Here is a 23331-nt window from a genome sequence, read left to right on the forward strand (position 1 = left end):
TTTCTCCGTATTCAGTGAAATTTGGGCTAAATTAATGTGGATCCCCTACTTCTCAAGCTATAATATAATTGCTTTAAGTATAATGAATTTTAAACTTTTTTGCATCATTTTTTTGCAAATTTCGACAAAGTTTGGAGTTTGCTTGCGGGAAGGAAGTTTTCCATTGATTTTCCAAGACTTCTTGGCCCAATTAAGCTATGCTAGGGGCACGCAAGGCTCACCACTATTCCTGGAGGAGGATGAAGATGATCCGGAGATTTACCATTCTACTGTCCATCGGTTTGCTGCTAGTACTGTCCGCCTGCGGAGGAACAAGCAGTAACACCAACGACGCAACTTCCCAGAATGAAACGGCTGATGCCGGAATTACGGCAAAAGAAGAACTCATCATTACAGCAGCGAACTACAGTTTTGATCAAAAGACGTACCATCTGAAAAAAGGGGTTCCGGTAAAGATTATTTTTAAAAATGAGAGCGGTAATCACGGCATTCTGATTCCGGAGCTGAATCTGCGGCTGGATGGCAAAGATGCCTCCCGGGTTATTGTCCCGGATGAAGCCGGAACGTTCGAAATGACCTGCGCGATCATGTGTGGCTCGGGCCACAGCGGGATGAGCGCTCAGGTGATCGTAGAGTAACAGCCATGTTCATACAGTCAATCTATATTAGGGCATGCATATAAAAGGCGGGCCCCAGGCAATCTTACTGCCTGGGGCCCGCCTTTTCATGCGTCCGCCATTCAACTGTCCTGTTCGATCAGTTGAATCCATTCATTATATTCACGCTGGAGCTTGGCATATTCCGCCTGAAGTCTGCGATGCTCCTCCGACAGCTTGTCCAGCTCGCCTTGCCGCAGTTCAAACTGTGCCTGAACCAGGCGCAATTGGCCCTGAACCAGCTCATAGTTCCCGCCGATCTCAGCAAGCTGCTGCTGCACTTGTGCATACTCCCGGCTCATGGAGTCCGTTTTCGCTTCGGCCTGTCCGGCTTCCTGCTCCCAAATCTCAATCTCCTCACGCAGCTGAGCTTCCGTCTCGTTCCACAGCCTCTGACTCTGCTGAAGCTCCTCGTATTTGCGCTTCCATGAGGCTTCCACCTCGCGGGTTTCCCGCAGAGCTTCCTGCTGTTCCACCGCCGCAGCGGCGGCTTCCCGCCCGGCCTCATACAGCTCTTCCAGACGGCGGGCATTTTCTTCACCTTCGGCCTCCAGAAGCTCGTATTTTTCTTTCAGCTGCTCACCGTCCTGCAGCACCTCATCATACTGCGCAATGAGCTCCTCATAACGTCCACGCAGCGCTGCCAGCTCCTTGCGGGAGGCTTCGGCTTCTTCGCGATGCTGACGGCTCTCGGTTTCTGCCTCGGCCCGCAGTCCGGATTCACGGTCAAGCTGCTGCACCATGCCGTCCGCTTGCCCCCGCAGTGTATCGATCTCACGCTGCAGAGCCAAAGACTTCTCTTCCGCTTCCAGCAGCTTCATCTCCAGCTCCCCGATAGCCTCCATATGCTTGTCGGCAAGTTCTTTCCAGTCTGCCGCTTCCGCTGCGGACTGGGTGAACTGACCTTGCAGTTGATGCAGGCTGGCCTTGGCTTCACCGAGGGACTCGCGGAGCGTTGAAGCTTCTTCCTGCTTCGCCTCATAACGCTGGCGCAGCTCTCCCAGTTCGTCACTGAGCAGGTCTCCGAGTTCATTAGCAGAACGCAGTTCTTCCTGAACCCGGCTCAGGCTATCCGCAGTTTCCTGCAGCGAAGCTCTAAGCCCTGCCGCTTCGTTCTGCGCGGCCTCATGACGTTCACGCAGATTCTCCAGCTCCTCGAGCTGCAGTGTTCCCTGCTGTGCTGCGGTACGAAGCTCTTCTGTCAGCTGTTCTTCGCGCAACAGCACCGCTTCATATTGAGCCAGCAGTGTCATGCGGGAATCACGCTCGCCCTTCAGGCCAGCTTCGGCTGCACGCAGCCTGGACTGCAGCTGCCCGGTGCCGCCGCGAAGCTCGCCAAGCTGTTTCTCCAGCTCCAGTACTTGCTGCTTATGCCGATGCTCCTGCGTGCCTTGCGACTGCCGCAGTTCCTTATTCTTGGCAAGCTCCTTCTGAAGCGCCTCGCGCTCCTCTGTGAGCTCCTTCTCCAGTGCGGACTTGGTCTCCGCCAGCTCCTTGCTGAGTGATGAGCGGATCTCCACAATCTCGCCACCGAGCGACTCCCGGGTCTGGGTGAGCTCCACTTCAAGCTGGGATAGGGTTTCCGCCTTCTCCCGCTCCAATGTCTCGCTCAGGGTCTGCAGCTCCTTGAGGTGAGCAGCTTTCAGTTCTTCCAGCTGCTGCAGACGGGCCGCCTCAGCGGCAGCAAGCTCCTGCCGGCGGCTCTCACGGGCTGCAGTCTGCTCCTGCTCATAGCTCTCGCGCAGGGTCAACAGCTCTGCTTCGCGCGCCTTAAGCTCTTCAGCTAGTTGCTCGCGGGCAGCCGTTGCTGCCGTCTCCGCTTCCAGCAGCGCCTCGGCATGCAGCTTCCGCTCCTGCTCCTGAATCTCCAGGTGCCGCCTGCGCTCCTCTTCGGCAGCGGCAATCAGACGGGCAGCCTCCTCCTTGGCTGCTGCCTCCATCCGTTCGTACTCTTCCTGCCGTTCCTTCTGCGCTTCTGTAAGGCGTGTGACTTCTACACGTAGCTCCGTACGCTCTCCGGTCAGCATATTCAGCTCATTCTTAAAGTCTTGCACCTGAATGGCCTGCTCTGCCATATGTACAGCAGCAAGCACCGCGATCCGCGGGGTATCCAACTGGGAATGTGATTTGGAGATTGCGCGCATATGCTCGTCTACATAGCGGGCAACCTGTTTCATATATTCAGTGCTGCTTCCTACAAGTTTATAAGATGTTCCATATATCTCCACGGCGACACGAGTCCGGTCCATAGCCACAGTTGTGCCCTCCTTTGTATGTGTGCTGATTCTAAGCTGGTATCCCTGCTCCTATTGTAGCGTCATTTATTCTCTTTTGCCAAAAAGCCGTACATTTCATAGATTCTGCCGGTAGCCGCCGTAGCCCCAAGGGTTAGAAAAAAACCGCAGCGAACTCCGTTTGTAAATGGATTCGCTGCGGCTTTGCACAATTCCTGCTACTTTCTTAATTCTGCGCCAAAAGTTTGCTGAAGTGCTGATACGACCCTATCATGCACTTCTACAACCTCTTCGTCGGTCAGGGTATGATCGGTATGGCGGTAGAGCAGTGAAATGGCCACGCTCTTCTTGCCACTCTCCATCTTGCCTCCCGTGTACACATCAAATACCTGAACATTCTGCAGCAGAGTTCCGCCGTTCTCACGGATGGAAGCCAGCAGGTGACCTGCAGGCACTGCAGAATCCACCACAACGGCGATATCCCGCTCCATGCCCGGGAAGCGCTGCAGCTCAGTGTACTGTATATTGGTGCGTGCGTTGCTGTAGAGCGGCTGAAGCAGCAGCTCGGCCACGTAGGTATCTTCCAGATCCAGCCCGCGCTGCAGCTCTGGGTGGAGCTGTCCAAGCGTTCCCAGCTTCACTCGGCCTTCAGTACCCTGCAAGTATATCGAAGCCGAACGGCCCGGGTGGTAATCCTCAGGAGCATCGCCTTCATAAACCACGCTGTCCGCAAGGCCCAAGTGGTTAAATATAGTTTCCAGCGCACCCTTCAGGTCGAAGAAGTCCACAGGTTGCACGGCTACATTCCATTGCTTGGATGCACGGCTTCCACTCAGCAGAAGTCCCAGCACCGGCAGCTCACGGGGCTGGCGGGTGAGCTGATCTTCGTCTGTGAAGAACACATTCCCGATTTCGAACAGCGCCAGATCACTTTGACGGCGGTTCGTGTTGTAGCGGGCGATTTCCAGCAGCTGTGGAATCAGACTAGTGCGCAGTACACTGCGGTCCTCGCTCATCGGCATCGCCAGTTTGACAGAAAGCTTGCCTTCAGCAAGCGCCGGGAAAAGCTTACTTTGCTCCGGCTGAATGAAGGAATACCCCATAACCTCCTGATAGCCCCCATGTGCCAGCAGACGGCGCAGTTCACGGCGCTGGGACTGCTTGCTGGTCAGTGCTCCAGGTGTAGTCACACCCTCAATCAAAGTTGTAGGGATATTGTCATAGCCGTATAACCGGGCGATTTCTTCAATCAGATCGACATCATAGCTGATATCGCCGCGTCTTGTCGGAATCTGCACCTCTACGAGCCCCTGTCCCGCATCTCCGCACTTGAAGTGCAGACGGCTGAACAAAGTCTTCACTTCCAGCAGTGACAGTTCTGTGCCGAGATAACGGTTAAGCTTCTCCAGGGATAAGGTGAGCACCTTCTCTTCCGCAGTCTCCGTCCCTGCCTGCACAATATTCTCGTGCACAGAACCTCCGGCATATCGGGCAATCAGGGAAGCTGCGCGGTTCAATGCAGAGATCACGGCATTCGGATCGACTTCTTTCTCGAAGCGCAGAGAAGCTTCGGAGCGCAGACCCAGCTGACGTGAGGTTTTGCGGATCGTCCCGCCGTCGAACTTGGCCGATTCCAGTACAATATTGATGGTTTCATCTGTTACTTCAGTCTGCAGTCCGCCCATGACTCCGGCCAGACCCACAGCCTTCACCCCATCGGCAATAACCAGCATTTGCGGCTCCAGCTTGCGCTCCTGTCCGTCAAGCGTGGTTAAAATCTCGCCGTCCTTGGCAAAACGCACACTCAGTACGCTGCCTTCCACTTTGTCGCCGTCAAATGCATGCAGCGGCTGTCCGTACTCCATCATCACATAGTTAGTGATGTCTACGATGTTATTAATCGGACGAACCCCCGCAGCCATCAGGCGGTTCTGAATCCAGAGCGGGGATGGCGCAGTCTTCACTCCTGCAATGTAGCGCACCGAATAATGCGTGCAGTAGTCTTCGTCTTCTATCCGGACAGAGATGGAGTCGGAGGCTGAGCCGCCCGATTCTACCAGATCAGCTGCCGGATCAGGCAGCTTAAGCTCACGTCCGAGAATTGCGCTTACTTCGTAGGCGGCACCAATCATGCTTAGACAGTCTGAACGGTTAGGCGTCAGATCGAAGTCGAGAACTTCATCATTCAGATCCAGCACCTTCAGAATGTCCTGACCGATTTCGGTGTCCTCAGGCAGCACCAGAATGCCCTCCTGCAGTTCCTTGGGCAACAATTTATCGTTCAGCCCCAGTTCCTTGGCAGAACAGATCATCCCCTGCGACAATACGCCGCGAAGCTTGGCTTTTTTGATATCCAGACCAGGCAGCTTGGCACCCACCAGTGCTACAGGAACCTTTTGTCCAGCGGCCACGTTCTTGGCTCCGCAGACAATCTGCAGATCCTCGTCTTGTCCTGCATCTACAATGCATACATTCAGCTTATCGGCGTCAGGATGCTTTTCTTTCGATTTGACATAGCCGACCACTATGCCGGAAAGGCCTTTGTTGCGGCGCTCCACACCGTCAATCTCGATGCCGGCGGTCGTAATTTTCTCTGCCAGCTCATCTGCGGTAACGCCCTCAAGCGATATATATTCCGTGAGCCAGGAGGTTGATACTTTCATGTTCGCACACTTCCTTTTGTTTCAGATGTATTTATCTACGTGCCGGATTTGCTTACTGCGCCGAGAGAAGTCTGTTAAGGACTTGGCTCTGCAATTCCTTCTTCTAAAGTTCCTATTAATGCAGTCACTGCGATAAACATTTGGACTTCCGATCGCTGTTATCCTCAGATTTCATGATTTGAACCGCTTCTCGCGGTAGAAATCCGAGGATAAAGGCGAACGCTGGCGCTTCTCCAGTTCCAAATTTTCTCTCCGTTCCTTTTTTAATAGTCCTTTTTATGAATCCGAAATCGGAACCCAAATCCAAAACGCCTCCCATTCCCCGCCCAGCCTCTTACCCGCCAAAAATCTAAATCCCCTTGAACTGCTTCACAAAAGCCATATCATTCGTGTAGAAATGACGGATGTCATCGATACCGTACTTCAGCATCGCTATCCGTTCGACACCCATACCGAAGGCGAAGCCGCTGTACTCCGCAGGATCATAGCCGCCCATTTCCAGCACGTTCGGGTGAACCATGCCGGCGCCCAGGATTTCCAGCCAACCGCTCTGCTTGCACAGACGGCAGCCGTCTCCACCACATTTGAAGCAGCTTACATCCACCTCAACACTCGGCTCGGTGAACGGGAAGAAGCTTGGACGCAGGCGGATGCCCGCGTGAGGCCCGAACATTTCTTGGGCAAACTGCTGCAGCGTGCCCTTCAGATCGCTCATGCGGATATGGCGGTCAATCACCAGACCTTCAACCTGATGGAACTGGAAGGAGTGGGTCGCATCATCATCATCGCGGCGGAATACCTTGCCGGGACAGATGATTTTGACAGGGGCTTCGCCCTTCATGGCCTGCATGGTGCGAACCTGTACCGGTGAGGTCTGCGTGCGCATGAGGATATCCTCCGTCAAATAGAAGGAATCCTGCATATCACGGGCCGGATGGTTCTTCGGCAGGTTGAGCGCTTCAAAGTTATAGTAATCCGTTTCCACCTCTGGCCCTTCCGCCACCCGGTAGCCCATGCCAATGAAAATATCCTCGATCTCCTGAACCACCCGGCTAAGCGGATGAATTCCGCCTTGCGGCAGACTGCGGCCCGGCAGGGTTACATCCACTTTTTCCGCATTCAGGCGGTTTTGGGTCTCCTGCTGCTGGAAGGCCTCTTGTTTGTTTTCGATAATTTCCTCAATGGCGCCCCGCACCAGATTGGCTACCTGGCCGATCACCGGGCGCTCCTCCGCGCTGAGCCCGCCCATACCACGCAGAACCTCTGTAAGTTCGCCTTTTTTACCCAAGTACTTTACACGCAAATCATTCAGAACCTGCGGATCGGTAACTTCCTTCAGCTTCGCTAACGCTTCGACCTTCAATGCTTCAAGCTTTTCTTTCATGGCCGTGTACTGCCCCCTTATCATGGTGTTGTCCTTTTTGCAACAAAAAAAGGCCTTTCCTCCCGGTAAGGGACGAAAAGACCGTGGTACCACCCTTGTTAGACTGTCTGATGACATCCCCAATAGCATTGTTCTGCTTTCGGCATGACTAAGACCTGTCTCACTTTAGCAGAAATAACGGTCTGCCGCCGGTTTCCCCTACGCTCTCCATCAAGCATGGCTTGAAAGAAATTCAAGGAACTGCTCCGGAGTGAACTTCGGCAGCTCTGCTTCCTAGAAACGCTCTCAATCCACGGCGTCTCCTCCCTGTAAGCCAGGCACTGCGTACTCTTCTCCATCACTGCATTTATCATGGATGCTGCTGAATCAATCCATCTTCTGCTTAGAAGATATGTTTATTTATTATATGCAAAATTAGCCGGTTTGACAAGCCGGACAATTTCAGGCCAGTTTTTTTCTTCTTTTAAGCTTCCCTTAAGCTTCAAGGGGTATTTCAGGATCGCTTCTGCAGCTTCAAATACAGCCACAGCAGCAGCTGCTGCAACGGAAATTCCCACACTATCCATGCTGCTCCATCAAGCTCGGCACCGTACTTAGCGTGAAGCGGAGTGATCTGACTTCTTCTGCCCCAATGAATGTCGCCACCTCCTGGAACATGGTGATCATCTCTTTCCTGTTCTCTTGGTTTACCGGTATTGTCTTTGAAATGATGCCTGCAAACAAAGCGGCAAGAATGTGCCCTATCTACGCCCTGCGCAATGAATAGACTATAGTTGGTTTTACCCATGTTTACGACAGACATACAGCCGCAAGCCTCTTTTTTGGAGGTTTATGGCACTTTTTGGGAGACTTCCGACTTTTTTTGCCTGAAATGCTGCGTTATGCCTATGGCCTTGGACCCTTCTCTGCGGATTATTAATCAGAGAGGGTATCGTTTCCGGTAAAGTTGGGTAATAGGACTCAAGGGCTGGAATATCTAGTAGGAAGCAGGCTATACATAATTTTTTCTAAAAAACAAGGATTTATGTTTCGCGACCATAAATCTGAGAATCAAAGGCAAATCTCCCCCGGATCACGGATCTGAACCTGAGCCGAAGCTTCCGGAGTCTGGAGATTATTAAGCTATATCCACCTATTCCCAGGTAATTGCTCAACATAAGTGCTTCCTTTATACTGATGAGAAGAAACTTCGATCATACCGGGAGATTCCCATTCCCATTCCTGCCACCTTATTCTTCCCCTGCTCTGTATGACTCGCTTGGATCACAATCTCTTCATTATCCTGCTCACACAAGCAAAAGGTCCACTTATGAATAGACTTAGCGGTAATTAGACAGCATTAAAGAATACTTAATAGTTTTTGCAGGGGGTGGATGAAGTGGCAGGTTTTCCCGAGATCAAAAACACGCGCAGACTAATCCTTTTATTTGCCGCTATCTCCGTTCTTCTGGTGGGTATCAGTATTGCTTCCCTCCTATATTTAAACAACACAATGAATAAATTGTCAGCATCCTTATATAACGATGTCTATCAGAATTCCGAGCTCATTCTAAATGCTGACCGTGACCTGTACCAGTCTGCCTTAGCCCTCCATACTGCTATAAACGCAAATATTAACAGTGAGGAGCGCAGCAAACTGTCTCAGGATTTCGAAGAAAACAATGCCCAGGCGAAGCAGCGTCTTGGCATGGCCAGCTATAATATCAACTCTGTGGAGAATCCGTTTAGCGGGATGAGGCAAAGTGAACGGCTGCTTACTCAGCTGAAAGATGTCTTGGAAGACGTCGATGGCCCTTTTCAAACCTGGAAGGATACAGGCAGGGATCTCATCTCACAGCGGGTCCAGAGCAACTGGAACCCCAAATCGTTCTCTCCACTCCAAACCAATGCTCTGCTGAAGCAAGTCCGGGACCCTCTGGACCAAGCCGAGCAACTGATTGACGACTATGCACGGCAGGTAACTCAGGAATTCCGGGATAAAAAAAGCTCACTGTTCGCGTTGTACTCCCTATTCCTGTTTTTGCTGGTACTCGTTATTATTTATCTCTGCCGTAAGCTAATTACCCTTCAAAATGAAATGCTTGAGGAGAAGTCCCTGTATCAATTAATTGGCGAGACGATGTCCGACTTTATTATTTTGACAGATCCTAACGGGTTGATCTTATACGCTTCCCCTTCCCATTCGGGCCTGCTCGGATATATCCCGTCCAAAGGTGCTCCGCTCTCCAATTATATCCGGGAGGCGGAGATTACCTGGGCGAAGCTCAAAAGTGTGGTACAGGCCCCCCCGCGGATTTCCGAGCTGCGCATGCGTTCAGTAGAGGGACACTGGGTATGGCTTGAAACGAAGGTTACCCCGATTAAGGGCAGCGGCGCTTTTCCGGCGCAGTTCATGCTGGTATCGCGTGAAATCACCCAACGGAAGCAATATGAGGAACGCCTGCACAAGCTGGCCTTTTATGACCATCTGACTGCAATTCCTAACAGAGCCCATTTCAAGATGTACATGGAGAATCTGATCAATCAGCCGGAGGAACGCAAACAGAATATTGCGCTGGCCCTGCTCGACTGTGACCGCTTCAAGCAACTGAATGACACGCTTGGCCATCTGGCCGGAGATGAATTCCTGCAATTGCTCTCACGTGAGCTACAGCAGACCGTCAAGGGATCCGGCCAGGCTTTCCGGATCGGAGGAGACGAGTTCGCCGTAGTGCTGCACCGCTTCACCAGCCCTGAGATGCTTGATGAGATCCTGGCCCGGCTGCTGCAACTCTTCAATAAATCCTGGTCGATCAACCAAGGCTCCAGCTTCCATACATCAGCCAGCATAGGAGTATCGCTATACCCGCAGCACGGCAGCAGTATTAATGAATTGCTCCGGGCCGCCGACCTGGCAATGTACCGCTCTAAGAATCACGGCGGCAACGAAGCCAATCTGTACAGCGAGCTTGTAGATGAAGAATATTCGGACCAGCCCAAATAAGCTATTCCCGTAAGGGGGAGCATTGGCTCCAGAGGACATATAAAAATGATAGTCCAAGTCAAAACTAAATTCTTATATCTTGACACAAAAAGAGCTATTCTGACGGCCCCCTGGCGGGTTGCCGTACAGAACAGCTCTTTTATTGTATCTTAACTGGTGAGCTGTAGCGGATCATCCTTACCTCCGCTGTTCTCCTGCAATCGTTCCCGGATCGTTACCTTAACCAGCTCCTGGCTGCCGGAGCAGTCAATGAAGCGGTCTGCGGCCCCGTCCTTCTCTTCCCAGTCATTCAATCTTAGAATGTAGCCTACCGACGCAGTTTCCGGGAGCACTTCGATCCGAGCCACAGCATGGCCATTTTCCATCTGCCGGAAATCGCACTGGCCATCCTGGATGCCTGTACCCCATATCCATAGATTCCAGCCCCGGTAATCACCATCCGGACGTTCATAATGGATCTCAATGATTTTGGACCTTGGCTCAGGCTGACCGTATTTATCATAGAGAATCATCATAGACAACCCTTCAAGCTCTACCTCTGCACCCTGGACAGTACGGAAGGCATCTGTTCCTGCAGAGGTATGATCCACAACGATATTCCAGCAGCTATCCGTTTCGGGGAGCTTATGGCTGATCGGCCCGGGATTTGCATTAAATATTACTACGATATTGTTCCAGACGTCACCACCGGCGTTATTCTTCAGCAGATAGGAGACCACTCCGCCGTCACAGCGGAGGAATTCCAGCGAACGCTCGATCTCCTGACGTCCATGAAGCCGGAACGCCGGATGATTTCTCCGCAGCGCAATAAGTCCTTTGTAGTACTCAAAGACGGGAAGGAACTTCGCTTTGTTCTCCCAACGGATGGCATTGATGGCATCGGGGCTCCGGTAGCTATTGTGGTCTCCGTATTTACTGCGCAGGAATTCATCACCTGCTTGCAGAAAGGGAATGCCCTGTGAGGTTAGGATGATCCCGTTCGCCAGCAGAGACCGCCGTACAATCTCATCGCCGAGAATATCCTGCCGGTCAACCGTGAAGTAGGGATCGGCATCGGCAACTGCGGCTTCTACCACACCACCGTTCTTCAGCCGTCCATTCTCCAGTTCCGGCAGTTTTGCCGCCTGGCGCAGGCCCTGCGTGGCAAGTACCTTATCCCACAGATTCAAATTATCGTGTGCAGTCACATAATTCACCGTTTCCACCGGAGAATCGGTAAATTCATGAATGGCTCCCTTGATCCCGGAAGCAACCGCACCTTCCTTGTCATATTCCCCGGTTACAAAGCCTTTGCCCCAGCCATCGCTGTCGCCTTTGATCGCAGAGCGGAAGTTGTCATTGAAGACTGCATATCCCTTGCCTTTTTGCACACCTTTTAGTGTTTTGGTAGCTAACGGAGAATCCCCGCCAGTCCAAGGCTCACCGTAGATCAGCAGATTCGGGTTGATCTCCAGACGCAGTTCCTCCGTAAGTTCACGCATGGTCACACTGTCTATCAGTCCCATGAGATCAAAACGGAACCCGTCAAGGTGATATTCGGAAGCCCAGTAGGCTAATGAATCCTTAATATATTTGCGGACCATCGGCCGTTCCGTGGCCAGCTCATTGCCGACACCGGAACCATTGGAGAGGCGGCCGTTATAATCATGCCGGTAGAAATAATCGGGAACCAGCGGCTGAAAAGGTCCTTTTTCCACAGAATAGGTATGATTGTATACGACATCCATAATCACGGAGATCCCTTTACTGTGCAGCGCCTGTACCATTTCCTTCATCTCACGAATGCGGGTTCCCGGATCTGACGGATTGGTGCTGTACGAACCTTCCGGCACGTTATAGTGCTGAGGATCATATCCCCAGTTGTATTCAGTGAAAAAAGGCTCCGCTCCCTTTCCGCTGTCTGCTCCGAGTTCATTAATAGTCTGAAAATCAAATACCGGAAGCAGGTGCACATGGGTAATGCCTAACTCCTTCAAATGATCAATACCCAGCGCATGTCCCGCAGAATCCCGCAGCCCGAATTCAGTAAAAGCCTTGAATTTGCCTTTATGCAGCATACCGGAGTCCTCTGACGAAGAGAAGTCCCGTACATGCAGTTCATAGATCACAGCATCAGCAGGATGAGGCAGAGCAGGAGAGCTATCTAAGACCCAGGCTTCCGGATCAGTGCCACGCAAGTCCACAATGGCTGATCGTATACCGTTGGCCGACACCGCCTTGGCATAAGGGTCCGCTGCCTCTTTAATCGTTCCGTCTTCAAAAACGGCGCGGTACATATAATACTTGCCTTTCAAATCCCCAGAGAAACGGGCCTGCCAGACCCCGCCCTCCTGACGCTGCATATTCACGATACGCCCGCTGTCCCGGTCACCGTAGTTCACGGTTTCTGTCCCATTCCCCCCGGTATCATACAATACCAGCGACACGGTGAAAGCTGTGGGCACCCATACTTTGAAGAGGCTGTAATCTGCAGTATATGTCAATCCAAGATCATTGCCTGTATAAATTTCTATTGCTTTCTCTGCATTTATATAATTGCTGTTCATTCATGATCACCATCCCAGTGTTCTCCCCACAGTTGCCGGAAAACGGATCTATTGCTGCTACTATCCAACTATTTCCACATCATTTAAAAATAATACTTGCACGGCTTTGCAAGCGGAGCATCAGGAGTACAGTCTTGCTCAGGTCCAACCCATGACTTGGCTTAACATATTATATGTAACACGATGTTCACAAGTTTGGGTCCAGCAGCCTATTCTGCTGTCTATACTTCCTATATCGGTAGTGATGACTTCTCAATTAAGCTTATCAAGCAAAAGCCGCTATTCTATCGGAAGTATAACCTGCTATGGATTGGATAGCTACTGTAAATTGATGTTATGTACTAACTCATAGCCTATCATATCCTTCTGACGCAGCACCACTATACAATGTTACAACTACTATTTAGAAACAGGCGATCCGCTTAGTAATAAAAAAAACCAGCCCCCCAATTAGGAGGCCGGCATAAAGTAGTTGGAAAAGTAGACTTGCTAAAAAACGGAGTAATGCTTGAAGCAATAATTAATTCACACTGCTCTGCACAAGTGCAGCAACTTCCTCGGCGGTACCGAGCTGCAACGCTTTTGCTGCCATTTCCTTCATGTCTGCGGCAGAGAGCTTGGAAATCTGGCTCCGTGCCGGGAGAATAGAGGTGGCACTCATACTGAATTCGTCAAGACCGAGGCCCAGCAGCAGCGGAATCGCCGTGCTGTCACCAGCCATTTCGCCGCACATGCCCGTCCATTTGCCTTCAGCATGGGCAGCATCGATTACAATTTTGACCAGGCGCAGAATAGCCGGGTTGTATGGCTGATACAGGTAGGATACCCGTTCGTTCATCCGGTCTGCAGCCATTGTATATTGGATAAGGTCATTGGTTCCGATACTGAAGAAATCCACTTCCTTGGCGAACTGGTCAGCTAGAACAGCTGTGGAAGGAATCTCCACCATAATGCCAAGCTGAATGTTGTCAGACACTTCCTTGCCTTCTTCACGGAGCTTGGCCTTTTCCTCCAGCAGCAGATCACGGGCTGCACGGAATTCACCAAGCGTAGCGATCATAGGGAACATGATCCGCAGATCACCGTGGGCACTTGCTCTGAGTAGTGCGCGGAGCTGGGTGCGGAAAATATCCTGACGATCCAGACACAGGCGGATCGCCCGGAATCCGAGGAAAGGGTTCATTTCCTTAGGTAGATCCAGGTACGGCAGTTCCTTGTCACCGCCGATATCCAGTGTACGTACTACAACCGGCTTGCCGCTCATATTCTCCAGCACTGTGCGGTAAGCATTGTACTGAATTTCTTCGGAAGGAAGCTTGTCGCGGCCCATGTACAGGAACTCCGTCCGGTACAGGCCTACACCTTCGCCGCCATTCTCGATTACACCATTCACATCATTTGGTGTACCGATGTTGGCAGCCAGCTCTACATGCTTGCCGTCAGCGGATACGGTCGGCTCGTCGCGGAGCTTTTTCCACTCGGCGATTTGCAGATCATAGGCTGCCTGCTTGGCTTTGTACTCCGCTACCTCAGCATCGCTCGGGTTGATCAGAACATCACCGTTCAGACCATCCACAATCACCAGATCACCTGCCTTGACTTCGGACAGTACATTCTTGGTGCCGACTACCGCCGGAATTTCCAGGGAGCGGGCCATAATGGCCGAGTGCGAGGTGCGTCCGCCGATATTCGTCGTAAAGCCCTTGACGAAGTTGCGGTTCAGCTGTGCTGTATCAGAAGGCGTCAAGTCCTGGGCAATAACAATGACTTCCTCACTGATCTCGGCAGGACTGACATAATGGATACCCAACAGATGGTTCAGCACCCGTTTGGTCACATCGCGCATATCAGCTGCGCGTTCCTGAAGGTACGCGCTTTTCATATTTTCAAACATCTCAATAAACTGAGTGGCAACTTCATTTAAGGCATAGTCCGCATTAACCATTTCCTCACGGATTTTGTCCATTACGGGACTGATCAGCTCAGGATCTTCCAGAATCAGCAGATGGGATTCAAAGATCTCCGCTTTCTTCTCGCCCAGTTCAGCGAGGGTGCGTTCCTTGATGCTCTGCAGCTCGGCTTTGGACTTCTCCAGCGCGTCTGTCAGTTTGGCAACCTCTGCCTCCACATTACCTACAGCCGTTTTTGTAATGGTATAATCCGGATGTTCCAGGATAAAGGCACGGGCTACGGCAATACCTGCTGAAGCCGCGATTCCTGAAATTTTACTCATGTAGCTCTCCCAGCCCTTCTTTAACCATAACTTCCTGAAGTGCACTCAGCGCTTCGGACTCTTGACTGCCTTCAGTAATCAGAGTCAGAGTATCGCCTGCTTCAAGACCCAGAGACAAAACGCCAAGGATGGACTTAAGGGTTACTTTTTTACCTTTAGCTTCTGCAAAAGCTTCGGTTTCTTTGAATTTTGTTGCTGTATTTACCAGCGCTGTTGCCGGGCGTGCGTGAATTCCGTCTTCGTCGATAATTCTGAATGTTTTTTGCATGATAATATCCAACTCGCTTTCTGTTCATATAGGATTTGTTTTTTTATGGTGAAGGCTACGCTCCCTTTAATTATAAAGGAAGCGCTGCGCCATTGCACATCTTACAGGATACTGATGATATCCTTGTCGCCGATAACCACTTTACCCGGCTTCTTCAGTGTAACTGCAGAACCTTCTGGCAAATTGGAGAAAATGACTGGTGAAATTACGGAAGGCGCATGAGCCTTAACGTACTCCAGATCAACTTCCATAATCGGCTGTCCTGCGGCTACCAGATCGCCTTCTTCGACCAGGATCGTGAAACCCTGACCTTTAAGCTTAACTGTATTTACGCCGATATGAACAAGTACTTCCTTGCCGCCATCGGACATGATACCAATCGCGTGCTTGCTTGGGAAGACGTTGAACACTTTACCGTATACCGGCGAAGCAATCTTACCGTCATCTGACAGGAACGCAAAACCGTCACCAGTCATCTTCTGGGAGAACACCGCATCCGGCACCTGTGTAATATCGAGCAGCTCCCCGTTGACCGGAGATACGATATCCTCAGGAATAATCGCTGTGCCTTCTTCTCCTGTCTTTTTCTCCAGCTCAGGCTGCGGGGCAGCTGCAGCTGGTGCGGCAGTTGGAGTTCTGCCGTTCATTACATCCTGAATCTGTGATTTGATCGTATCGGAACGGGTTCCGAAGATCGCCTGCACGTTGTTGCCGACTTCGAGCACGCCTGATGCGCCAAGCTTCTTCAGACGGTTCTTATCCACGCCGGCTTTATCTTTAACTTCTACACGAAGACGTGTAATACAAGCGTCCAGATGAGTAATGTTTTCTTTACCGCCCAGTGCGGACAAAATGTTGCGCGGCAGATCATCACCGCTTCTGGATACATTCTCTGCGCTTATTTCCTCTACCTCTTCGGAAGGATCTTCACGTCCCGGTGTTCTGAGGTTGAACTTCCGGATTACAAAGCGGAATCCAAAGTAATAAATAACCGCAAGCACAAGACCTACCGGAATAACCAGCCACCATGCTGTACGGTTTGGAATCACACCGAACAACACATAGTCGATGAAACCGCCGGAGAAGGTCATCCCGATTTTGACATTCAGGATGTGCATGGTCATAAAGGACAAGCCGGCAAATATAGCATGTACTGCGAACAGCAGCGGAGCTACGAACAGGAATGAGAATTCCAGTGGCTCAGTAATCCCGGTCAGGAAGGAAGTCAGTGCCGCTGAAACCATCAAACTGCCGACAACCCGTTTATTCTCAGGTCTGGCTTCATGATAGATCGCCAGCGCCGCTGCAGGCAGACCGAACATCATGAACGGATATTTACCGGTTGTAAAGGTACCCGCTGTGAAATCCACGCCGTCACGCAGCTGCTGCATGAATATCCGTTGGTCACCGCGAACGAGATCCCCGGCCTTATCGACATAGCTGCCGAACTCATACCAGAACGGCGAGTAGAAGATGTGATGCAGACCGAATGGAATCAGGGAACGCTCGATGACCCCGAAGATGAAGGCCGACAGCGTCAGGTTCGTGTTGATCATACTCTGCGATACATAGTTCAGACCGTGTTGAATTGGCGGCCAGATGATCGTCAGTGCAAGCCCGAGAAGCAGGGAAGTGACTGCCGTCATAATTGGAACAAAACGTTTACCCGCAAAGAAGCCGAGATAGGACGGAAGCTCTATACGGAAGAACCGCTTGTACATAGACGCTGCTAGTATCCCGACCAGGATACCGCCGAAGACGCCAGTCTGCAGGGTTGGAATCCCAAGTACACTCGCATAGGCGAAGTCCTGCTTGCTCAGCACCCATGCATTAATGCCAAGCACAGTTCCCATGGTCACGTTCATGACGAGGAACCCGATAATAGCCGCAAGCCCGGCTACCCCTTCACCGCCGGCAAGCCCGATGGCTACCCCGACCGCAAAGAGAAGTGACAGGTTACTGAAGACAATTTGTCCCGAATTCATCAAAACATTGGCAATGGCTTGAACCACATTATTCTCCAGTGCCGGAACGTATTGGAGGAAGTCAGGGTTAACCAGCATGTTGCCGATCCCAAGGAGCAAGCCTGCCGCAGGCAGAATGGCCACTGGAAGCATAAGCGCCTTACCGACCCTTTGCAACACACCAAACATTTTTTTGAACATTGAGGTCACTTCCTTAATTGTTAATTTCGTTCAAACAGAAGCCAAAAAAGGCATGAGCAACACAGCATACAGGTTGTTCCTCTAACACAAGGTTAGATTACCCCGACTTGGGGCTGGACAACCAAAATACTGTAAATCACTCATGCCTGATCGTATCAGTTACACGCTTTGTATTCTGTTTAGTTTAACCAGGGATCATTGTAGCACCGTTCTTTTGAACATGCAAGCACAAAAATAACCCCGCAAACAAAGGGTTATCTTGTTTTGATTCCTACTCCGGAAGCTCCATATCTTCTTCATCCTCTTTCTTCTGGGCCAGCCGCTGCAGATGAATCGTCAGGTAGCTTACCTCTGCTGCATACACGGGAATATGCACCCGCTGCTCAATGACCTTAGTCAGCTTCCAGGCCAGCATATACATCTCGGGGTATTCGCGTTTCATCAGTCCATCGAGCGATGAGGTCTCCCGCACAGTCTCCCCCCGGCGCAGCCGTTCCAGTACGAAACGCAGATGGGTCACGAGACGGGAATAATCCAGCGAATCTCTTGGGATATGATAATCCAGATTGTCTTCCACCAGGTTCACCATATCACCGATCAGCAGGGAATGCTGCTTGACCTCGGAGATATGCCGGTTGCTGAGTGCGCTGACAATATGCAAGGCAACAAAACCAACCTCATCCGGCGGCAGCTTTACCCCCATCGCCGCGTTAATCCGTTCCACCGCATACTCCGCCAGGTTGTATTCTTCCGGGTAGATTTCTTTGGTTTCGTACAGAAACGGGTTATGAATGGCTATATTCTGCTCGTTTCGGCGGATGGCGAACGAGATATGGTCAGTAAGCGCTATATGGATATGCTCATTCAGCGGCTGGCGGCTGCTCTGCATAATGTGCAAAACAATCTCCTGCATGACCTCTATGAGCTTCTCTTCGACCTGGGGAACGAGTTGCTTATATTGTTCCTGTTCCTCCTGGTTACGGAGAATAAACATCTTCTCCACAGAGGACAGATTGATCCGGTCGCGTGTTTTACGGTTAAACCCGATGCCCTTGCCAATGACAACCACTTCGGCATATTGGGGATGCTGGGCGATTATCACATTATTATTGAGTACTTTCGCTACTGTTATGCTGCTCACTACGTACACCTCTTCGAATTACGGATTTCGAACTTAAGCAGCAAATATCTTAAAATAAGACTAAACACCATTATACTTAATATTCATTCTAAACATCAAGCTATAATACATGTTTTTTAGTCCAAAATCAGTAAAGAGCAGCGAAAGTAATCATTTCACCCGAAAGGTCTTTGCCGAATATCTGTAGACCAGAAACAAGGCAATCAGCACATAGGCAGCAGAAGCCAGCAGCACTGTCACCGCAAAATGGGCTGGGGTACTCTGAAACTGCATGCATATAATGCCCACACCCAATACAATACTGTTCATGATACTGAAGAATGGATTCTTCACGTTCAGTTCTGTGCTGTAGGGCTGAAAAATATAGTACATAAACAAATGATGCACGGAAAAAAACAGCGACAGGCCAAGAATCGCACCGCTGAAAATCAGCGTATCCGTCATTCCCCAATTTTCCCCCGATAAGAGAATGAGCACATTTACTACCACACAGATCGCTGCGGCTGGAATCAGATTAAGACCACTGATGCGAAGCAGTCGAACGCGGAAATTGCTCAGGACTGCAGACCGCTCACGGTAAAAGCCATACCGCAGCAGACTAAGGTCGCAGTTGAAGAACATCGCCTTGCATACCCGCTCCCCAATAGAGGTGAAACTCATAACAATGACAAGCATGGGCAGCGTACTCATTATATACTGGACCAGCTTCGAGAATGTATCCGGCGCAGTCAGCAGAATCAGCAGACCGGCTGCAAACAGTGCGCCAATAATCAACAGACGCCGCTGGATGGGTTGAATCAGGAAGCGTCTGTGCCGGGAGAAAAAGATCGCGTTCAGGTAGGCATAGCCGGTTTTGTCCGCAAATTGTCCGGGCCGCAGCTGATTGGATGTGAAATCCTTCTCTTGGGTCTCGACCTGCTTCCTATTTGCTTCTTTCATCATCCGTCCCATATCCAGCAGAGGATCATCAATCTTGGTGACCGCGTCCACTGCGTTACGGTAGCCGGGATACCTGGCAATATACAATGCAGACAAAGCTCCTAGGACCACAAGCGCCACACTCAGGGGAAGGTTGAACATTACTCCATCCATATCCATTAGCGCATTTCCCGTGTACAGAGGCACAAATGCAAGCAAATAACCCACTCCAATGGCGGACCAGACCAGACCGTTTTTTTTGACCAGCACTATTTCCCTCGAATCAAATATCCACAGATGGAGTGCTTCACCGGTAATGCGCCATAGTGAGAGCAGCAAGGACAGAAGCAGCCCTTGCCAGAGCGGTGCGCTATATACATGAGCAAATACCATCATCGCAGGCACAAAATAAATAAAAAAAGTCAGCGCCCTGAGCGTCAGGACAGCATGCATGTACTTGTCGGCGGGCAGCCTCATCAGCTTGACACAAATATATTTATCCCGCTTCGGTTCCAAAATAATGGCGTTGGACACAGTGCCCACCCCAAAACTCAGCAATACAAGCACTTGCAGGTACAGATCGTATTGCTCAGGAAGCGTAAGCTCCTTGGCAGCGAGAACGACAGGCAGATACACGATAAGCCCCAGGTAGGCAAACTTGGTCAGGAAACCCCAGATGATTTTCAGAATAAGGACCACTACGGTAAAAGTCTTCTTCACGGAGGTCCGGGAATACACGCTGTCATTTACCAGTTTCCCGACCAGTGGTAATCTCCCAAAATAATACAGCAGACGGTTCGCACCCGAGGCCCCCCGGATCTGCATAATGGTGTTCAGCGTGCTAATCATGTTCGCCGCCATCCTTCAGCAATGCAATAATCCGTTCCTCAAACTCAGGACTATGCAGGATGTCCGCAGGGATCTCTTGAAGCACGCCATTGTTCAGCACCACAAGCTCATCACACAGATCGGCAGCAAGCTGCAGAATATGGGTGGAGAAAATAATAATATGATCCTGCTTCATCTCACGGAGCAGCTTCTTGATCTCCAGCGCCACCACTACATCGAACGAAGTAAGCGGCTCATCCAGCAGAATCAGCGGCGGGCGGGTGATGATAAAGCACAGCATCTGGATTTTATTCTTCATGCCGTGGGAATAGCCTTTGATCAGCCGGTGGCGGTCCTCTTCTTCGAAACGGATAATATCAAAATAGTCCCCGATGGTTTTGCCCGGCTGGATTTTGTCCCGGTTGATGTCCATATAGAATTTCACAAACTCATAACCTGTCAGAAACTCCGGGAGAATGGGCAGCGAAAATACATACCCGATCTCCTCTTCTCGCAGCGGCAGGCTGACTTCATCTCTTCGCAGAAAAGCGCCTCCGCTGTCCATGCGTGTTTCTCCGCTCAGGCAGTTGAACAGTGAAGTTTTGCCGGCACCGTTACGCCCCAGCAGGCCGTAAATTTTACCTTTTTCAAATGTAAAGTCGATACCTTTAAGTACTGATTTGTCATCAAAGCTTTTGCGGATATTATCCAGAATCAGCTGCATATAGCCTCCCTACACTTCTCATTAAGTCGAGGAATAGAAAAAAAGGGATGACAAGCTGAAGCTGCCGGTCATCCCAAGGTTCATGATCCTGTTATTCTGCGGGCTTCTCAGCCAGCGCAACTGGTGCTGGAGCCGTAAGAGTTGAAGGCAGACTGACGGGTGAAGCCACCGGCGCTTTGGAGCCTGCCTTTCCTGCCGTCAATCCTTTGATTAAGGCTTCCACATCGATCCCGGAGACGCTTTTGAGCATTTCAGGAGCCGTAGCCATTAACTGGGTCACATAGTTGCTGACACGGGCAGCTCCCTCTCCGTTGCCGGTATCCACCACAGTCAGCTTATCGATGGAGGCCAGCGGCTCGGCGATACGTCCAGCCAGCTCAGGCAGCATCTTCACGATAATATCGAGCACTGCGGCCTCGCCGAATTTCTGGAACGCTTCCGCCAGCTTCTCTTTGGCTTCTGCTTCCGCAAGACCGCGCAGCCGGATAACCTCGGATTCTGCTTTACCTTTAGCCAGCTCGGCATCCGCCACCGCCTGACCCTCCAGCCTCTTTTGCTCGGAAGTAGCTCTGGCCTGGGTTTCAATACTGTATTGCAGGGCATCCGCCTCACGCATTCTTTTAGCCTTGTCGGCTTCTGCCGCTTGCTCTACCGCATAGCGGTCAGCCTCGGCTTTCTTCTTCACTTCGGCATCATACTGTTTCTCACGCACTTGAATTTCTTTGGCTTGCAGATCAATCTCCCGTTCCTTACGCACCAGTTCGACCTTCATCTGCTCTTCAACCACCGTCTGCTTGGCACGCGCCTCCTGAATGTGGTACGCCTGGTCGGCTTCCGCCTTCGCGGTATCCTGATCACGCTTAAAGGCAGCAACCTTCAGCTGATTTTCCTTGGACGCTTCGGCTATATTCGTATCGCGCAGCAGTTCAGCCTTCTGCCCCTGTTCTTCCGCATTAGCCTTCTGAATTCGCGCATCCCGCAGCGCTTCGGCTTCGGCAATTTCTGCATCGCGCTTCACGGCCGCAATCCGAGGCTTCCCGAGCGCTTCCAGATATCCGTGCTTGTCGCGCACATCCTTAATCGTGAAGGACACGATCTGCAGCCCCATCTTCTTCAGATCACGCGCCGCTACCCCCTGAACCTCCTGGGCAAAACGGTCCCGGTTGCGGTATACCTCCTCCACCGTCATGGAGCCTAGAATCGCCCGCAGATGACCCTCCAGCACCTCCTGTGCTTCGCTCTTCAGGGCTTCAATCGGCTTGCCCATGAACTGCTCAGCTGCCGTAGCCACGTCCTCGGTGGAGCTGCCCACCTTGATGATCGCCACCCCGTCGGCAATTACAGGTACACCCTGCTCGGTGTACACCTCCGGCGTCGTCACATCCAGCTTGTGGGACAGCAGCGACATGAATTCAGCCTTTTGAAAAACCGGCAGAATAAACGCTCCGCCCCCGCGGACAATCTTGATTTTGCGGCCGGAGCCGTCATCGGAAATATGATTGTTACCCAGGAATGAACCGGTGACAATCATCCCTTCATCGGGGCCAACCGTTTTATACCGTGCCCAAAATGCAATGCCTAGCACAAAGAGCACCGCAACAACCACTGCAGGTATAAATAAGTATTCAGGCAAACCGTACATTACGCGTCCTCTCCTTTTCGCTTTTCGAATTCAGACACAACCGCAACACCTTCTTTGACTTCAACCACTACAACCTTAATTCCGGCAGGAAGCAAAAGGTGATCAAAGCTTGCCGCTGTATGCAGACTATTGCTTGCACCGAACTTCACCATAATCTCGCCATAGCCTTGTGCCGGAACGGGAACCGTTACTTCACCGATTCTGCCGGGGAGCTCGCTCATAGAAAATCCGCTGGACATCTCGCTCTTGTCCATAGGCTTTACCACCCCCAAATACATGACAACAGCCATGAACGCCGCAGACAGCAGGGACAGGGCCAGAATGGGACCGTTCTCCAGACTGCTGTACCGGGTCAGCAGAATGCCTGCTCCCCCGAATACAGTGATACCTCCCGCCAGAACCGCAGGGCTGATGAAATGAAAGGACACCACATCAAAAATGCCATGAAGGGCACTGCTGATCAGATCTCCCACAATCACGCTGACCACGGCAAAGATGACGCCAAGCGCCAAACAGCCCAAATACAGCGTCTCCATATCGTTCTCCTCCCGTCTTTACTTCCGGACTGTCATACTAGGTTAAACGCACAAACCATGTCCCCGGTTTCACAATCTTGGGTAAATATCTCAGTATTGTAGGATGAAAAGAAAAAGGGGCTGTCTCAAAAGCCATGAAATGGCTACTTGAGACAGCCCCGCTGTTTTTGAGTTGGATGGACTTGCGCACTTGGTGCGGACGCTCCGCGAACGGACCGTTGCTACAATCGCTGTGCTCTCCAGATTTTATTTATTTCCCGTAGCGGTAAAAATCCGGAGAGCAAGGCGACCGCTACCGCTTTTCCGCAATCAGTCCGTCCTCTCCGCTGTTTAAGCGGGGGAACGTTCCTACAATTCTTTCAAAAATCACAAAAAGAAATCGCCCTTTGGTAAAATGGAAGTGTCGAGCA

15 protein-coding genes and 1 other annotated feature are annotated in these 23331 nt (G+C 51.2%); of the genes, 2 read left to right on the forward strand and 13 right to left on the reverse strand.

Annotated elements, in window-relative coordinates:
- Window positions 1-245: 245 nt before the first annotated feature.
- Window positions 246-638: a cupredoxin domain-containing protein gene (locus A3844_RS07205; protein ID WP_074084675.1), complete on the forward strand. Its 393-nt coding sequence runs from the start codon at window positions 246-248 to the stop codon at window positions 636-638.
- Window positions 639-739: 101 nt separating this feature from the next.
- Here A3844_RS07205 and A3844_RS07210 read toward each other — a convergent pair whose 3' ends face one another.
- From A3844_RS07210 to A3844_RS32720, 4 genes are all read right to left on the reverse strand, one after another.
- Complete coding sequence (locus tag A3844_RS07210) at window positions 740-2905, reverse strand: cell division protein ZapA (RefSeq protein WP_244169717.1); 2166 nt, start codon at window positions 2903-2905, stop codon at window positions 740-742.
- Between the two features lie 203 nt (window positions 2906-3108).
- A complete protein-coding gene (gene pheT, locus A3844_RS07215; protein WP_074107019.1) occupies window positions 3109-5553 on the reverse strand; it encodes a phenylalanine--tRNA ligase subunit beta in 2445 nt (814 codons plus the stop codon).
- A gap of 349 nt (window positions 5554-5902) precedes the next feature.
- Window positions 5903-6937 (reverse strand): phenylalanine--tRNA ligase subunit alpha, encoded by a 1035-nt coding sequence (gene pheS, locus A3844_RS07225; RefSeq protein ID WP_074084678.1) that lies wholly within the window; start codon window positions 6935-6937, stop codon window positions 5903-5905.
- Window positions 6938-7002: 65 nt separating this feature from the next.
- Window positions 7003-7287: a binding site (T-box leader), on the reverse strand.
- Window positions 7288-7430: 143 nt separating this feature from the next.
- Window positions 7431-7739 (reverse strand): hypothetical protein, encoded by a 309-nt coding sequence (locus A3844_RS32720; RefSeq protein ID WP_167374643.1) that lies wholly within the window; start codon window positions 7737-7739, stop codon window positions 7431-7433.
- Between the two features lie 576 nt (window positions 7740-8315).
- Here A3844_RS32720 and A3844_RS07230 point away from each other — a divergent pair.
- Window positions 8316-9920, forward strand: coding sequence for a diguanylate cyclase domain-containing protein (locus A3844_RS07230; RefSeq protein ID WP_074107021.1), 1605 nt, complete (start codon window positions 8316-8318; stop codon window positions 9918-9920).
- Window positions 9921-10069: 149 nt separating this feature from the next.
- On the opposite strand, the gene pulA is transcribed toward A3844_RS07230, so the two are convergent.
- The 9 genes from pulA to A3844_RS07275 form a co-directional block, all read right to left on the reverse strand.
- On the reverse strand, window positions 10070-12466 hold the full coding sequence (pulA, locus tag A3844_RS07235) for a type I pullulanase (protein ID WP_074107022.1): 2397 nt from the start codon (window positions 12464-12466) through the stop codon (window positions 10070-10072).
- 520 nt (window positions 12467-12986) lie between these two features.
- Window positions 12987-14699 (reverse strand): phosphoenolpyruvate--protein phosphotransferase, encoded by a 1713-nt coding sequence (gene ptsP, locus A3844_RS07240; RefSeq protein WP_074084681.1) that lies wholly within the window; start codon window positions 14697-14699, stop codon window positions 12987-12989.
- A complete protein-coding gene (locus A3844_RS07245; protein WP_074084740.1) occupies window positions 14692-14967 on the reverse strand; it encodes an HPr family phosphocarrier protein in 276 nt (91 codons plus the stop codon). Before A3844_RS07245 ends, ptsP begins: the two co-directional genes overlap by 8 nt.
- Window positions 14968-15068: 101 nt before the next feature.
- Entirely contained in the window at window positions 15069-17132 is a 2064-nt protein-coding gene (ptsG, locus tag A3844_RS07250; protein WP_074107023.1) for a glucose-specific PTS transporter subunit IIBC, read from the reverse strand.
- A 271-nt stretch (window positions 17133-17403) separates the two neighbouring features.
- Entirely contained in the window at window positions 17404-18273 is an 870-nt protein-coding gene (gene glcT / locus A3844_RS07255) for a glucose PTS transporter transcription antiterminator GlcT (protein WP_074084683.1), read from the reverse strand.
- Between the two features lie 150 nt (window positions 18274-18423).
- Window positions 18424-20040 (reverse strand): hypothetical protein, encoded by a 1617-nt coding sequence (locus A3844_RS07260; RefSeq protein WP_074107024.1) that lies wholly within the window; start codon window positions 20038-20040, stop codon window positions 18424-18426.
- Window positions 20033-20743: an ABC transporter ATP-binding protein gene (locus A3844_RS07265; RefSeq protein WP_074084685.1), complete on the reverse strand. Its 711-nt coding sequence runs from the start codon at window positions 20741-20743 to the stop codon at window positions 20033-20035. Before A3844_RS07265 ends, A3844_RS07260 begins: the two co-directional genes overlap by 8 nt.
- Before the next feature lie 91 nt (window positions 20744-20834).
- The gene (locus tag A3844_RS07270; RefSeq protein ID WP_143192030.1) at window positions 20835-22385 is read right to left on the reverse strand and encodes a flotillin family protein; all 1551 of its coding nucleotides are present in this window, start codon (window positions 22383-22385) and stop codon (window positions 20835-20837) included.
- Entirely contained in the window at window positions 22385-22921 is a 537-nt protein-coding gene (locus tag A3844_RS07275; protein WP_074107025.1) for an NfeD family membrane protein, read from the reverse strand. Before A3844_RS07275 ends, A3844_RS07270 begins: the two co-directional genes overlap by 1 nt.
- Between the last annotated feature and the right edge of the window lie 410 nt (window positions 22922-23331).

The sequence above is a fragment of the Paenibacillus helianthi genome (assembly GCF_001909055.1).
Classification (GTDB): Bacteria; Bacillota; Bacilli; order Paenibacillales; family Paenibacillaceae; genus Paenibacillus_AQ; species Paenibacillus_AQ helianthi.

Bases quoted from the DNA above. Each gene is read 5' to 3' on its own strand.
- A3844_RS07205 (WP_074084675.1), top strand. From the start codon at position 246: ATGATCCGGAGATTTACCATTCTACTGTCCATCGGTTTGCTGCTAGTA.
- A3844_RS07210 (WP_244169717.1), bottom strand. From the start codon at position 2,905: ATGGACCGGACTCGTGTCGCCGTGGAGATATATGGAACATCTTATAAA.
- pheT (WP_074107019.1), bottom strand. From the start codon at position 5,553: ATGAAAGTATCAACCTCCTGGCTCACGGAATATATATCGCTTGAGGGC.
- pheS (WP_074084678.1), bottom strand. From the start codon at position 6,937: ATGAAAGAAAAGCTTGAAGCATTGAAGGTCGAAGCGTTAGCGAAGCTG.
- A3844_RS32720 (WP_167374643.1), bottom strand. From the start codon at position 7,739: ATGTCTGTCGTAAACATGGGTAAAACCAACTATAGTCTATTCATTGCG.
- pulA (WP_074107022.1), bottom strand. From the start codon at position 12,466: ATGAACAGCAATTATATAAATGCAGAGAAAGCAATAGAAATTTATACA.
- ptsP (WP_074084681.1), bottom strand. From the start codon at position 14,699: ATGAGTAAAATTTCAGGAATCGCGGCTTCAGCAGGTATTGCCGTAGCC.
- A3844_RS07245 (WP_074084740.1), bottom strand. From the start codon at position 14,967: ATGCAAAAAACATTCAGAATTATCGACGAAGACGGAATTCACGCACGC.
- ptsG (WP_074107023.1), bottom strand. From the start codon at position 17,132: ATGTTCAAAAAAATGTTTGGTGTGTTGCAAAGGGTCGGTAAGGCGCTT.
- A3844_RS07260 (WP_074107024.1), bottom strand. From the start codon at position 20,040: ATGATTAGCACGCTGAACACCATTATGCAGATCCGGGGGGCCTCGGGT.
- A3844_RS07265 (WP_074084685.1), bottom strand. From the start codon at position 20,743: ATGCAGCTGATTCTGGATAATATCCGCAAAAGCTTTGATGACAAATCA.
- A3844_RS07270 (WP_143192030.1), bottom strand. From the start codon at position 22,385: ATGTACGGTTTGCCTGAATACTTATTTATACCTGCAGTGGTTGTTGCG.
- A3844_RS07275 (WP_074107025.1), bottom strand. From the start codon at position 22,921: ATGGAGACGCTGTATTTGGGCTGTTTGGCGCTTGGCGTCATCTTTGCC.